Genomic DNA, 12,722 nt, shown 5'->3' with positions numbered 1-12,722 from the left:
CCTCACCCCCGAGGAAGCCCGCACCATCGCCTCCTGGGACCGCGACCTCGACGCCCTCACCGGAGAGCTCCTGCGCGCCCGCGACAGCGTCACCGAGGTCCCCCTGCCCGCCTCGCTCACCGCGTCCCAGCTGCTGCGCCTGGCCGCCGACCCGGACGGCCTCGCGCAGGAACTGGCCCGCCCCATGCCCCTTCCGCCGCAGCCCGCAGCACGCCGCGGCACCCGCTTCCACGCCTGGGTCGAGGCCCGCTTCGAAGCGCTGACGCTGCCGTTCCTGGAGCCCGGGGACCTGCCCGGTAGCGACGCCGAGATCGCCGACGAACAGGACCTGGAAGCCCTCAAGGACGCCTTCGAACGCACCGGGTACGCGCACCGCACGCCCTACCGGGTGGAGGCCCCCTTCCAGCTCGAGATCGCCGGCCGCGTCGTACGGGGCCGCATCGACGCCGTCTACAAGGAGGACGACGGTCAGGAGACGACGTACGAGATCGTCGACTGGAAGACGAACCGCACCCGCAGCGCCGACCCGCTCCAGCTGGCCGTCTACCGCCTCGCCTGGGCGGAGCAGCAGGGCGTGCCGCTGGAGTCGGTCACGGCCGCGTTCCTGTACGTGCGCAGCGGCGAGGTCGTACGGCCGGACGACCTGCCGGACCGGGCCGCGCTGGAGCGGCTGCTGCTCGGGGAGCCGTCCGGTGAGGAACCGCACTCCGAGGACGTCAGTGCGGGCCGATAGGCTCGTGACCATGAGCCGGACCCCGGACAGTGTCGTCCGTACGTACATCGAGCAGCACCGCGCCGCCTTCCTCGACGACCTCGCCGAGTGGCTGCGCATCCCGTCGGTGTCGGCCCAGCCGGACCACGCGCCCGACGTACGACGCAGCGCCGACTGGCTCGCCGCCAAGCTGAAGGAGACCGGATTCCCGACGGCCGAGGTCTGGCAGACCCCGGGCGCGCCCGCCGTCTTCGCCGAGTGGCCCTGTGACGACCCGCAGGCGCCCACCGTGCTGGTCTACGGCCACCATGACGTGCAGCCCGCAGGCCGGGAGGACGGCTGGGACAGCGACCCCTTCGAGCCGGTCGTCCGCGAGAACCGCCTCTACGCGCGCGGGGCGGCCGACGACAAGGGCCAGGTCTTCTTCCACACCCTCGGCGTCCGCGCCCACCTCGCCGCCACCGGCCGCACCACCCCGGCGGTGCACCTGAAGCTGCTGATCGAGGGCGAGGAGGAGTCCGGCTCGCCGCACTTCCGGGCCCTCGTCGAGCAGCACGCCGAGCGGCTCGCCGCCGACGCCGTGATCGTCTCCGACACCGGCATGTGGTCCGAGGACACCCCCACGGTGTGCACCGGGATGCGTGGCCTCGCCGAGTGCGAGATACGGCTGCACGGCCCTGACCAGGACATTCACTCCGGCTCCTTCGGCGGCGCGGTGCCCAACCCGGCGACCGCCGCCGCCCGCCTGGTCGCCGCCCTGCACGACGAGCACGAGCGCGTGGCGATCCCGGGGTTCTACGACGGCGTGGTCGAGCTCACCGACCGCGAGCGGGAACTCTTCGCCGAGCTGCCCTTCGACGAGCGGCAGTGGCTGCGCGCCGCCAGGTCGTACGCCACCCAGGGCGAGGCCGGGTACACCACGCTGGAGCGCGTCTGGGCCCGCCCCACCGCGGAGGTCAACGGCATCGGCGGCGGCTACCAGGGCGCCGGCAGCAAGACCATCGTGCCGTCCTCCGCCGTGGTGAAGCTGTCCTTCCGGCTGGTGGCGGGCCAGGATCCCGGCCACGTCGAGAAGGCCGTCCGCGCCTGGGCCGAGCAGCAGGTGCCCGCCGGGATCCGCTGCGAGATCACGTTCAGCGGGGCCACGCGCCCGTGCCTGACACCACTGGACCACCCGGCCCTCCAGTCGGTCGCCCGCGCGATGGGCCGGGCCTTCGAGAAGCCGGTCCGCTTCACGCGCGAGGGAGGCTCCGGACCGGCGGCGGACCTCCAGGACGTCCTCGGCGCCCCGGTGCTCTTCCTCGGCATCTCCGTCCCGTCCGACGGCTGGCACGCCCCGAACGAGAAAGTCGAACTCGACCTGCTCCTCAAGGGCGTCGAGACCACCGCGTACCTGTGGGGCGACCTCGCCGAGCACTGGCGCCATGCGCCCTGAGCGCCCTGCACCGTCCGGACCGGCAGCGCGCGCGGGGCACACTGGAAGGGCCGCCCCGCACCGCGGAACCCCGCCGGACCCGGTCGCTCCCGCCCTACGTCCCGCTGATCAGCCCGCCGAACCCGACCGTCCCACCGGGGAGTTGGAAGCACCCGTGACCACCTGGACCGACCAGAACGCCGACCGACCCATCTCGCTCACCGCGCCGAGCGGCATCGACCGGGCCGCGCACCACCGGCTCGACGAGGCCTGGCTCGCGGCGGCGTGGAGCCACCCCTCCACGCGCTGTTTCGTGGTCTCCGGCGGCCAGGTCCTCATCGACGAGACGCCGGACGGGCGCACCGAACTCGTCATGACGCCTTCCTTCGAGGCCCCCCTCACCGAGGCCCACCGCTACTTCCTCGGCATCGACGAGGACGGCGTCAGCTACTTCGCCCTCCAGAAGGACTCCCTGCCCGGGCGCATGGACCAGTCCGCGCGGCCGGCGGGCCTGCGTGAGGCGGGCCTGCTCCTGTCGGCCCGTGACGTGGGCCTGATGGTGCACGCGGTCGGCCTGGAGAACTGGCAGCGCACACACCGTTTCTGCTCGCGCTGCGGCGAGCGCACCGTGATCGCCGCGGCCGGTCACATCCGCCGCTGCCAGGCCTGCGGCGCGGAGCACTACCCGCGTACGGACCCCGCTGTGATCATGGCCGTGACCGACGAGGACGACCGCATCCTGCTCGGCCGCCAGGTGCACTGGCCCGAGGGCCGCTTCTCGACGCTCGCCGGTTTCGTCGAGCCCGGCGAGTCCATCGAGCAGTCGGTGCGCCGTGAGGTCCACGAGGAGGTCGGCATCACCGTCGGCCAGGTCGAGTACGTCGCCAGCCAGCCCTGGCCCTTCCCGTCCAGCCTCATGCTGGGCTTCCTGGCCCGCGCCACCTCGACCGAGATAGACGTCGACGGCGACGAGATCCACGAGGCCCGCTGGTTCTCCCGCGACGAACTGCGCGCCGCCTTCGAGTCGGGTGAGGTGCTCCCGCCGTACGGCATCTCGATCGCGGCCCGCCTGATCGAGCTCTGGTACGGCAAGCCGCTCCCGACGAGAAGCGCCGCCTGACGGAGGCCGCCCGCGTGTCCGACCCGTACTGGAACCACAACGTCCACCACCACGCCGAGGTGCTCGACGCTGTCCCGGACGGCTGCGGCAAGGCCCTGGACGCGGGCTGCGGCGACGGCCTGCTCACCCGCAAGCTCGCGGCGCGGGCGGCATCGGTCACGGGCGTGGACCGCTCGCCGGAGATGATCAAGCTCGCTCGCGAGCACGTGCGCGTGCCCGGCAACGTCACGTACCTGGAGGCGGACTTCCTCGCCGACGGATCCCTCCCCGAGGGGGCGTACGACTTCGTCAGCGCGGTCGCCGTGGTCCACCACGCGCCGTTCGAGGAGGCGGTCACCCGTCTCGCCCGGCTCACCGCGCCCGGCGGCCGTCTGGTGATCGTCGGCTTGGCCGCCAACCGGACGGTCCTGGACTGGGTCATCAGCGCGTGCGGCGTGCCGGCGAGCCAGTGGCACGCCCGCCGGCACGGCGGCAAGCGGAGTCCGGCCGGGATGCCCATGGAAGACGTGCACATGTCATGGGGGCAGATCCGGCAGGCGGTCCACCGGCTGCTGCCCGGCTGCGCCTTCCGCCGCACACTGCTGTGGCGCTACGTCGTGGTGTGGGACAAATCATCGGGCAAACCCTCGGACAAACCCCGAGAAGGCGGCCCCTGAGCCGTCTCAGGAACCGCCTTCTCGGTACAACCGCGGCGACCAGGCGCCGATCTTGCTTCAGTAGATCTGCTGCTTCAGCCGATCTTCTGCTTCACCTGAGCCAGCGACGGGTTGGTGAGGGTGGAGCCGTCCGGGAACAGAACGGTGGGCACCGTCTGGTTTCCGCCATTCGCCTTCTCCACGAACGCGGCGGACTCCGGGTCCTGCTCGATGTTGATCTCGGTGTACGCGATGCCCTCGCGGTCCATCTGGCTCTTTAGCCGACGGCAGTAGCCGCACCACGTGGTGCTGTACATCGTCACAGTGCCCGGCATGTCTCTCGTGCTCCTTCGGTGGCTCGGGGACGGGTGGTCGCAGTGATGGAACGTACGTGAAAGAGCGACCATTCCCGGAGCCCGCGCCCTGCCGGACGTGACGCCTGCCGCATTAGTACGACTATCGGTGCCTGCCTGTGGACAACCGGCACAGCCGTCCCGCGGGACCTGGCAGCATGGCTGTGTGACAGCAGCAACGCACTCCACCCTGTTCCCGCAGGTACCGGACTCCGCCGACGCGGTGCTCGACGGGCTCGACCCCGAGCAGCGCGAGGTGGCCACGGCCCTGCACGGTCCGGTATGTGTCCTGGCGGGCGCCGGCACGGGCAAGACCCGGGCGATCACCCACCGCATCGCCTACGGAGTGCGCGCCGGCATCCTGCACCCCTCCAGCGTGCTCGCCGTCACCTTCACCAACCGTGCCGCCGGGGAGATGCGGGGCCGGCTGCGCCAGCTCGGCGCCGCCGGTGTCCAGGCGCGCACGTTCCACTCGGCGGCGCTGCGCCAGCTGCAGTACTTCTGGCCGAAAGCGATCGGCGGCTCCATGCCCCGGCTCGTCGACCGCAAGGTCCAGCTCGTCGCCGACGCGGCCGCCGCCTGCCGCATCCGGCTCGATCGTGGCGAGCTGCGGGACGTCACCGCCGAGATCGAGTGGTCAAAGGTCACCCAGACCGTCCCCGCCGACTACGCGCCCGCCGCCGCCAAGGCCGGCCGCGAGACCCCCCGCGACCCCGCCGAGATCGCCCAGCTCTACGCCGCCTACGAGGACGTCAAGCGCGAGCGCGCCGTCATCGACTTCGAGGACGTGCTGCTGCTGACCGTGGCCGTCCTCCAGGACCGGCACGACATCGCCGAACAGGTCCGCGCCCAGTACCAGCACTTCGTGGTCGACGAGTACCAGGACGTCAGCCCTCTCCAGCAGCGCCTGCTCGACCTGTGGCTGGGCGACCGGGACAACCTGTGCGTGGTCGGCGACGCCAGCCAGACGATCTACTCGTTCACGGGGGCGACACCGGACCACTTGCTCGACTTCCGCACCCGCCACCCCGGCGCCACCGTCGTCAAGCTGGTCCGCGACTACCGCTCCACCCCTCAGGTCGTCCACCTCGCCAACGGCCTGCTCGCCCAGGCGAAGGGCCGCGCCGCGGACCACCGCCTGGAGCTGGTCTCCCAGCGTGCCCCGGGGCCCGAGCCGGTCTACTCCGAGTACACGGACGAGCCCGCCGAGGCGGAGGGCGCGGCCCGGCGCATCCGCGAGCTCATCGACTCCGGGGTCCCGGCCGCCGAGATCGCCATCCTGTTCCGGACGAACGCGCAGTCCGAGACCTACGAGCAGGCCCTCGCCGACGCCGGCGTGCCCTACCAGCTGCGCGGCGCCGAGCGGTTCTTCGACCGTCCGGAGGTGCGCAAGGCGGGTGTCGCCCTGCGCGGCGCGGCCCGCTTCGGCGGCAACGACTCCCTCCTGGACGACGCCGTCGACCTGCCCTCCCAGGTGCGCGCCGTGCTGTCGGGGGAAGGCTGGACGACGCGGCCACCGGCCGGCTCCGGCGCCGTGAGAGAACGCTGGGAGTCGCTGGCCGCCCTGGTGAACCTCGCCCAGGACTTCGCCGCCGCCCAACCCGGCGCCACCCTGTCGGACCTCGTCGCCGAACTCGACGAACGGGCGAACGCCCAGCACGCCCCCACCGTGCAGGGCGTCACCCTCGCCTCCCTGCACTCGGCCAAGGGCCTGGAGTGGGACGTCGTCTTCCTGGTCGGCGTCGCCGAGGGCATGATGCCGATCACCTACGCCAAGACCGACGAACAGATCGAGGAGGAGCGCCGCCTCCTGTACGTCGGTGTCACCCGCGCGCGGGAACGCCTCCACGTCTCCTGGGCCCTCTCCCGTTCCCCCGGCGGCCGCCCCAGCCGCCGCCCCAGCCGCTTCCTCGACGGGCTGCGCCCGGGTTCGACGGCCACCGCGGGGCGTACCGCCGCCGGCGGTGCGGGCGGCGTCGAGCGTGGAACCCCCGGAACCAGGGGTTCCACCCCGAGACGAGTCCAGCGAACGCCCGCCCGCTGCCGAGTCTGCGGCCGCACGCTGACCGACGCGGGCGAGATGAAGCTGATGCGCTGCGACGACTGCCCCTCCGACATGAACGAGGGCCTCTACGAGCGGCTGCGCGAGTGGCGTGCCGACCAGGCGCGGCGCAGTGGCCAGCCCGCCTTCTGCGTCTTCACCGACAGGACGCTGATGGCCATCGCCGAGACCGCGCCCGACGACGAGCACGAGCTGGCGCGCATCCCGGGCGTGGGGATGCGCAAGCTCAACCGCTACGGAACCGACGTACTGGCCATCTGTGCAGGCCAGTTCGCCGGAGGGGGCACAGATCAGGACTGACACGAACTCGTCGAAAAAATAGTTTGCGCATGCCCCAGCAATCCCCATAGGTTCTTAGGCACGAGAGCAGCGGCCTTCTCGGAGGCCCTGATTCCGTGTTGTACTTGCATATCCGTCGGACTGGTTCATCCAGTCCCCCGAGACGCCGAGAGGAGGCGAGTCCAGTGATCAGCATCAACAGCAGCTCCATCAACACCGTGAAAATGACCGATCGCTCGGCCGTCTCCGCGTGCATGCTCGGCGTTTCGAACCTGGGCACCGGTCTGTCCGGCATTCGTGCCGTGCGTCCGGCGTCCTCCTCCGTTGCTCCCGCGGGCCTTCCCGTCCGTGAGCGCAATGAGCGACCGACCAAGGCACTGGAAGCGGCAGTAGTGGCACAGGCGCAGGCCTATGCCTTTACGGCGACCGGTGTCGGATTCCGGAAGCAGACGACGCAGCACCACCTGATGTGGGCCTTCCGTGGGCCAGAACCCTGGAGTGATCCAGCCTGATTCGATCAGGCCGGCGCCTTCAGGGCCGCGGAACCCCATCCGGGATCCGCGGCCCTTCTGTTTGTCCCCGACCAGGGACGACGGACCGAAGGAGCCTCGGGACAAGAAAAGAACCCGGTACCAGCCGCCCCCGGCCAACAGGCCGGAACGACCAGACGAGGAAGACGAACCGTGCAACTCGAAGCGCACGCCCCGTCCGTACCGCCTTCGGAAACGATCCCCAAGCCCGGCCCCACGGAGGACTCCGCCTTGACCCCGCTCACCGCGCTCACCGCGCTCGACGACGCCATCGAGAACCTCGGCGTACCCGTCCCGTGCCGTTCCTACGACCCGGAGGTCTTCTTCGCCGAGTCGCCCGCGGACGTCGAGTACGCCAAGTCCCTGTGCCGCACCTGCCCGCTGGTCGAGGCCTGCCTCGCCGGCGCCAAGGAGCGGCGTGAGCCCTGGGGCGTCTGGGGTGGCGAGCTGTTCGTGCAGGGTGTCGTCGTCGCCCGGAAGCGGCCGCGTGGCCGCCCGCGCAAGAACCCGGTCACAGCATGAACACCGTAGGAACGATCGACCGCCCCCTCACGCACGACCCCCAGAAGCAGGCCCCGATGAAGCCGTCCACTTACGAGCCCGCAGGCTCCGCGACCCAAGACTTCACCACCACCGGCGCGAAGGACTCGCGTCAGAACAGGACCCGAGAGATGCAACTCATCCCAGAAGCCATGGCTCGTGCGCATATGCGCGAGCGACTGCAAGAGGCGGAGCGGGAACGCCCGGCCGTGCGCCTGGCGACCGCCCGCCGGATGCAGCGCAGGGCGGAGCGCGCCTCACGGCGTGCCCGCCGGGCGCTCGCCATGGCGGTCATGCAGTAACCGACCTCGCCTGAAGCGGTGGCCTCCCGAGCCCGGGAGGCCGAGCTCTCCCCCGCGGGGGCCGGTCCGTGCCGAACGGACCGGCCCCCGCGGTGCGTTGCGCCCCGAGGACCGTCGGGCACGGCGATATCGTCGCCGGGTGACGAACCCTCCCGGAGGCGGTGGCGACGGCTCCGCCGCGGAGTCTCGGCCGCTCGTGTGCGACCGCTGCGGCACGTCGGCCGGCACCCTGGCCGACGGCCCACCACTCACCTGGACCTGCTCCGTGGAGAACGGCGTCCGCCGCTGCTGCTGCGAGCGCTGCTCGCGGGAGAACCTCAGGTCGATTGAGGGGCGCCTGGACTCGGACCGGTGGTGAGGCGCGGGCGCCCGGTCACCCGTGCTGCCCGCTGAGGCTCATGCCTCCGCCACCGCATCCTCGCCGTCCGCCGGATCCTCCGGGACGAACCCGGGCAGCCACTCCTCCAGCTCCTCGCGCAGCCGCACCGTCGCCCCGAGCTGGCACAGCACGCCGATCGTGCTCAGCGTCACCCGGTGGATCAGCAGATACGACGGGGGCAGGTTGAGCTGCTTGGCCAGCTGGTAGGCGGGGGAGCGCGGGTCCGCGACGCGGGCCGCCTGGCTGCGCATCCAGCCGCGCGTGAACGTGAACTCCTCGACCTCGGCCGGTTCGATGATCGGCAGCAGATAGTCCAGGACCGCGTCGGGTTCCAGCTCTATGGTCTCCTTCACGAACCCCTCCTCGCACAGGAGCTCGTAGACCGTCTCCGCCTCCCCGTCGAGGGTCATGCGCAGGGACTCGCCGATGGTGGCCGGCAGACCGCCCGGGAGACGGTCGACCGTGCCGAAGTCCAGGACACCCAGGCGCCAGTCGTCCTCACCCTCCGGGCCGCCGGGCAGCAGCCGGAAGTTGCCCGGGTGCGGATCGGCGTGCAGCAGGCCGGTGCGGGCGGGGCCGGAGAACAGGAAGCGGGCCAGGAGCTGGCCGGCCCGGTCGCGCTGTTCCTGGGAGCCGTCCGCGATGATCTCCGACAATGGGATGCCGTCGATCCACTCGGTGATCAGGACCTGGTCGGACTGGTGTACCACCTGCGGCACGATCACGTCCGGGTCGTCCGCGAACTCCTCGGCGTGGGCCTGCTGGGCCTGGGCCTCCAGGCCGTAGTCCAGCTCTTCGGAGACGCGGTCCTTCAGCTCCGTGATCAGCGGCTTGATGTCCATGCCGGGGATCAGCGGGCCGAGCAGCCGGGAGAAGCGGCTCAGCTGGTTCAGATCGGACAGCAGGGCCTCGCCGGCGCCCGGATACTGGACCTTGACCGCCACCTCGCGGCCGTCATGCCACACCCCTCGGTGCACCTGGCCGATCGAGGCAGCCGCGGCGGGCTTGTCCTCGAACTCCAGGAACAACTCGTGCCAGCCCTCGCCGAGACGCTCCTCGAGCACCGCGTGCACGGTGCGCGTCGGCATCGGCGGCGCCGCCTCCTGGAGCTTGGTCAGTGCGGCCCGGTAGGGGCCGGCCACCTCCTCGGGCAGTGCCGACTCGAAGACGGACAGGGCCTGGCCGAACTTCATCGCGCCGCCCTTGAGCTCGCCGAGCACCTTGAACAGCTGGTCGGCCGTGCGCTGTTGGAGTTCGCGGCCGACGAGCTCCGCGGACTCGCCGACGATTCGCTTGCCGAATCCCCAGGTCGCCCGCCCGGCGATGCCGAGCGGGAGCGCGGCGAGCTTGGCGGTCCGGGTGACCGCCTTCCGGGGAAGATCAGACATGCGCCCTCCAAGTCCCAGCCGGCCGCTTCGCTGCTGCCTGACGGCACTGCGCCGACGGCCGTTGCACCGCCATTGTCTCGTGTGACTCCCCATCCTCCGAGGGGTGCTCCCCTTTTCCTCTCTCCGCCGCCCCGCAGGGGCATGCCGGATGCGCCCAGACCGGCCGCGCATGCCAGTGGAGTCCGGGCACGGAGACCTCCCAGCGTGCCCCGGCGCTCGACGGTACCCGGCCGTCCAGGAAGGCGAGCGCGTGGGCGGCGGCCAGTCCGGCCACCGTAGTGGCCAGCGTCAGGTCGCAGGGCCGCACCTGCCGCTGTCGGCCGGAGCGCCACTGGGCGACCAGGCGCGGCCAGGTCGGATCCCGGTCGGTGCGGTTCTCGTGCAGACACCCCGCGCAGCCCGTCTCCCCGGGCAGGACGAGCGGGCCGATCACCCCGGTTCCCTCCACTACCCCGGCGTACAGATGGGGCGTCCCGGAGGACATCAGGGGCTCGGCAGCCGACGAGTCGGGGGCGTGCACGGCGACATCGTCGCGCGGAGTGATGATCACCAGCGCGAAGCCCGGGTCGCCTTCCTCCGGGGATGCCTGGGCTGCCGCGCGGCGCGGCGGCCGGTCCGGGGCCGCCCGGCGCACGGCCCGGTGGGCCGACTCGTCCCGGCGGTCGCCGATGGCCTCCGCGGGCACCCCGCCCGGAGCGACGTCCCAGGGTTCCACACGGCCGCCGTCGCGCACGTCGACCTCGCCGACACCCGCCCCCGACAGCAGCGAGGCCAGCACGGCACCCACCCGGCCCGCGCCCCGCACCTGCACGCGCTGCGAGCGCCGGGCGGCCAGCTGCCGCATCGCGTCGCCCGGTTCCGAGGTGGTCAGGGACAGGGAAGCAAGGTCGGGACGCAGCCGGTCGAGGACCTCCTTCTTCTGCCGCAGGGCGTCGGCTTCCGGTCCGCCGCCCCGTGCGTCGTCGAGGAGCCCGGCCCGAGCGAGCCGCCCCACCAGCCCGTCGACATGGCCGTCGGGCAGATCCATCCGGCGTCCCTCCTCGCGCAGCAGCTCCAGCCCTCGCGTGCCGTTCAGCAGATCGAGGAAGCTGCCCGTCGCCAGGTCCATCGGGCCTAGTGTCATCGCATGCGCCGGTGTCATGCCGAACTGCACGGTGTTGAGGTCGCGCCAGCCGCGCCTGAGCGCGGGTTTCACCATCGGATGCATGACAGGCCCCCCGTAGGTCATAGATCGTCCCCGTATGCCGGTTGAGCGCGACGGCAGTCCATAAAACGGGCCGTAAGCCGAACCCGGCCGTATGCCGAACCCGGCCGTATGCCGAACCCGGCCGTACGCCGAAACGGGCCGTACGCCGAACCCGGCCGTACGCCGAACCCGGTCACAGGCCGGCCTGGTCCCGGACCGGGCCTGTCCGTCGCTTCGCCGACAAGAGCCAGCATGCCCAAACGCGTCGCCGGCTGCCGAAAGTTGTCCACAGGCGCGGGGATTCGTCGTACAAATCCGGCGGCAGGTGGGGGGTACGGGGCATCGAACCGTCTCGGAGCCGGGACTTCCCCGGGTACAGCGGGTAACGTCGGGGCGTGCCCGCCGACCCACTGCACCGCGCCGGAAAGCCACAGCGCAGCATGACGAGCCAGCCGCCGAGCGGCTCGGGGGCGAGCGCGATCGAGGTCCGCAGGAGCGCCCGCCGGCGCAGAACGGTCTCCGCGTACCGCGAGGGCGATCGCACCGTCGTGCTCATCCCCGCCCGGATGTCCGAGGCGGAGGAGCAGCGCTGGGTGAGCGTCATGCTCGACAAACTGGCCGCTCAGGAGAGCAAGCGGGCCCCCGGCGACGCCGAGCTGGCCGAGCGGGCCCGGCGCCTCTCGGACCAGTACTTCGACGGGCGGGCCCGGCCCGCTTCGGTGCGCTGGGTGACCAATCAGAACACGCGCTGGGGATCCTGCACCCCGTCCGAGGGCAGCATCCGCCTGTCGCACCGCCTCCAGGGCATGCCCGAGTACGTCGTCGACTACGTCCTCGTCCACGAACTCGCCCATCTGCTCGTACCCGGACACGGCCCCCGCTTCTGGGCGCTGCTGGAGGCCTATCCGCGGACGGAGCGGGCCCGGGGATATCTCGAAGGCGTGGTCGCGGCCGAGCGGTTGCCTCACATGCCCGGCGCACGCGACGAGAGCCCCGCGGGGTGAGTGACCGCTTTCCGCGGCCCAGCAGCCGATACGGCCCGCACGGGTTGTGTACCGGGTCTGTACCGACTGCGTCCGGTGTCCGGGTTTGCCGTTAGCCTGGCGCGACGCAATCACGTTCTGGATGGGGGACGGTCGTTACGCATGGCCAGGGAATTCCAACGCGGCCACAAGGCCAGGATCAGTGACCTCACCGCGGGCACGGATCTGTACGTAGGCGTGCAGATCTCCGGCCCCGGACTGAGCTTCGACATCAGCTGCTTCGGCCTCGACGCCGACGAACGGCTCTCGGACGACCGGTACTTCGTCTTCTACAACCAGCCGAAGTCCCCCGAGGAGGCCATTCAGCTCCTGGGCGCCCAGGCGGGCGACACAGAGTCCTTCCGGGTGACGCTCGACCGGATCCCGCCGCAGATCCAGAAGCTGTCCTTCACGGCGACGATCGACGGCGCCGGGCAGATGTCGCAGGTCGCCCCCGGCTACATCCGTATCGTCGCCGGCGGCGAGGAAGTGGCCCGCTACCCGTTCAGCGGCTCGGAGTTCTCCACCGAACGGGCCGTGATGCTCGGCGACTTCTACCTGAAGGACGTCTGGCGGTTCGCCGCCGTCGGACAGGGCTTCGACGGTGGTCTCGACGCGCTGCTGCAGAACTTCGGCGGCGAAGTGGCCGAGGAGGAGACGCCCGCGCCGCCCGCGCCCGCCGCGCAGCAGCCGCAGGCCGGCGCCGCCCCGGGCTTCGCACCGCCCGCGTTCGGCGTCCCCGGCACTCCGGAACCCGCCCCGGCTCCTGCACCCGCACCGGCCGCGCCCCCGGCCCCGGC

14 protein-coding genes are annotated in these 12,722 nt (G+C 71.7%); 11 read left to right on the top strand and 3 right to left on the bottom strand.

From position 1 onward, the window contains the following. The 4 genes from CA983_RS31320 to CA983_RS31305 all read left to right on the top strand — a co-directional run. The coding region (locus tag CA983_RS31320; RefSeq protein WP_143645596.1) for a PD-(D/E)XK nuclease family protein at positions 1–733 on the top strand (733 nt) is incomplete at its 5' end. A 10-nt stretch (positions 734–743) separates the two neighbouring features. After that, a complete protein-coding gene (locus CA983_RS31315; RefSeq protein ID WP_086604182.1) occupies positions 744–2,147 on the top strand; it encodes a dipeptidase in 1,404 nt (467 codons plus the stop codon). Between the two features lie 154 nt (positions 2,148–2,301). Further along, positions 2,302–3,246, top strand: coding sequence for an NAD(+) diphosphatase (gene nudC / locus CA983_RS31310; protein ID WP_086604181.1), 945 nt, complete (start codon positions 2,302–2,304; stop codon positions 3,244–3,246). A gap of 14 nt (positions 3,247–3,260) precedes the next feature. Then, positions 3,261–3,902 carry a class I SAM-dependent methyltransferase gene (locus tag CA983_RS31305; RefSeq protein ID WP_086604180.1) on the top strand — a complete coding sequence of 214 codons (642 nt, stop codon included), beginning with the start codon at positions 3,261–3,263 and terminating at the stop codon, positions 3,900–3,902. A 74-nt stretch (positions 3,903–3,976) separates the two neighbouring features. Here the strand turns inward: CA983_RS31305 and CA983_RS31300 are convergent, their stop codons facing one another. Continuing rightward, on the bottom strand, positions 3,977–4,216 hold the full coding sequence (locus tag CA983_RS31300) for a mycoredoxin (RefSeq protein ID WP_059417293.1): 240 nt from the start codon (positions 4,214–4,216) through the stop codon (positions 3,977–3,979). Between the two features lie 184 nt (positions 4,217–4,400). Between CA983_RS31300 and CA983_RS31295 the strand changes: the two genes are divergently transcribed. From CA983_RS31295 to CA983_RS31275, 5 genes are all read left to right on the top strand, one after another. Continuing rightward, complete coding sequence (locus CA983_RS31295) at positions 4,401–6,596, top strand: ATP-dependent DNA helicase UvrD2 (RefSeq protein WP_208637080.1); 2,196 nt, start codon at positions 4,401–4,403, stop codon at positions 6,594–6,596. 164 nt (positions 6,597–6,760) lie between these two features. Then, the gene (locus CA983_RS31290) at positions 6,761–7,087 is read left to right on the top strand and encodes a hypothetical protein (protein WP_167407507.1); all 327 of its coding nucleotides are present in this window, start codon (positions 6,761–6,763) and stop codon (positions 7,085–7,087) included. 171 nt (positions 7,088–7,258) lie between these two features. Continuing rightward, positions 7,259–7,627: a WhiB family transcriptional regulator gene (locus CA983_RS31285; RefSeq protein ID WP_059417291.1), complete on the top strand. Its 369-nt coding sequence runs from the start codon at positions 7,259–7,261 to the stop codon at positions 7,625–7,627. Continuing rightward, on the top strand, positions 7,624–7,947 hold the full coding sequence (locus CA983_RS31280; RefSeq protein WP_086604177.1) for a hypothetical protein: 324 nt from the start codon (positions 7,624–7,626) through the stop codon (positions 7,945–7,947). The genes CA983_RS31285 and CA983_RS31280 overlap by 4 nt, the downstream gene beginning before the upstream one ends. A 139-nt stretch (positions 7,948–8,086) precedes the next feature. Beyond that, complete coding sequence (locus CA983_RS31275) at positions 8,087–8,305, top strand: hypothetical protein (RefSeq protein ID WP_086604176.1); 219 nt, start codon at positions 8,087–8,089, stop codon at positions 8,303–8,305. A gap of 38 nt (positions 8,306–8,343) precedes the next feature. Here CA983_RS31275 and CA983_RS31270 read toward each other — a convergent pair whose 3' ends face one another. Together CA983_RS31270 and CA983_RS31265 are read right to left on the bottom strand one after the other, a co-directional pair. Then, complete coding sequence (locus CA983_RS31270) at positions 8,344–9,714, bottom strand: ABC1 kinase family protein (RefSeq protein ID WP_086604175.1); 1,371 nt, start codon at positions 9,712–9,714, stop codon at positions 8,344–8,346. After that, positions 9,707–10,921, bottom strand: a complete 1,215-nt coding sequence (locus CA983_RS31265) for a TOMM precursor leader peptide-binding protein (RefSeq protein WP_107500299.1) — start codon at positions 10,919–10,921, stop codon at positions 9,707–9,709. Before CA983_RS31265 ends, CA983_RS31270 begins: the two co-directional genes overlap by 8 nt. Before the next feature lie 374 nt (positions 10,922–11,295). Between CA983_RS31265 and CA983_RS31260 the strand changes: the two genes are divergently transcribed. Beyond that, positions 11,296–11,904 (top strand): M48 metallopeptidase family protein, encoded by a 609-nt coding sequence (locus CA983_RS31260; protein ID WP_086604174.1) that lies wholly within the window; start codon positions 11,296–11,298, stop codon positions 11,902–11,904. 141 nt (positions 11,905–12,045) lie between these two features. Beyond that, the coding region (locus CA983_RS31255; protein WP_143645595.1) for a TerD family protein at positions 12,046–12,722 on the top strand (677 nt) is incomplete at its 3' end.

The sequence above is a fragment of the Streptomyces swartbergensis genome (genome assembly GCF_002148965.1).
GTDB classification, from domain to species: domain Bacteria; phylum Actinomycetota; class Actinomycetes; order Streptomycetales; family Streptomycetaceae; genus Streptomyces; species Streptomyces swartbergensis.
This window is presented reverse-complemented; position numbering and strand designations above follow the sequence as displayed.

What these genes read in the sequence shown, in the direction of transcription:
- CA983_RS31280 (WP_086604177.1), top strand. Translation starts at nt 7,624, where the DNA reads ATGAACACCGTAGGAACGATCGACCGCCCCCTCACGCACGACCCCCAG.
- CA983_RS31300 (WP_059417293.1), bottom strand. Translation starts at nt 4,216, where the DNA reads ATGCCGGGCACTGTGACGATGTACAGCACCACGTGGTGCGGCTACTGC.
- CA983_RS31265 (WP_107500299.1), bottom strand. Translation starts at nt 10,921, where the DNA reads ATGCATCCGATGGTGAAACCCGCGCTCAGGCGCGGCTGGCGCGACCTC.
- CA983_RS31270 (WP_086604175.1), bottom strand. Translation starts at nt 9,714, where the DNA reads ATGTCTGATCTTCCCCGGAAGGCGGTCACCCGGACCGCCAAGCTCGCC.
- CA983_RS31315 (WP_086604182.1), top strand. Translation starts at nt 744, where the DNA reads ATGAGCCGGACCCCGGACAGTGTCGTCCGTACGTACATCGAGCAGCAC.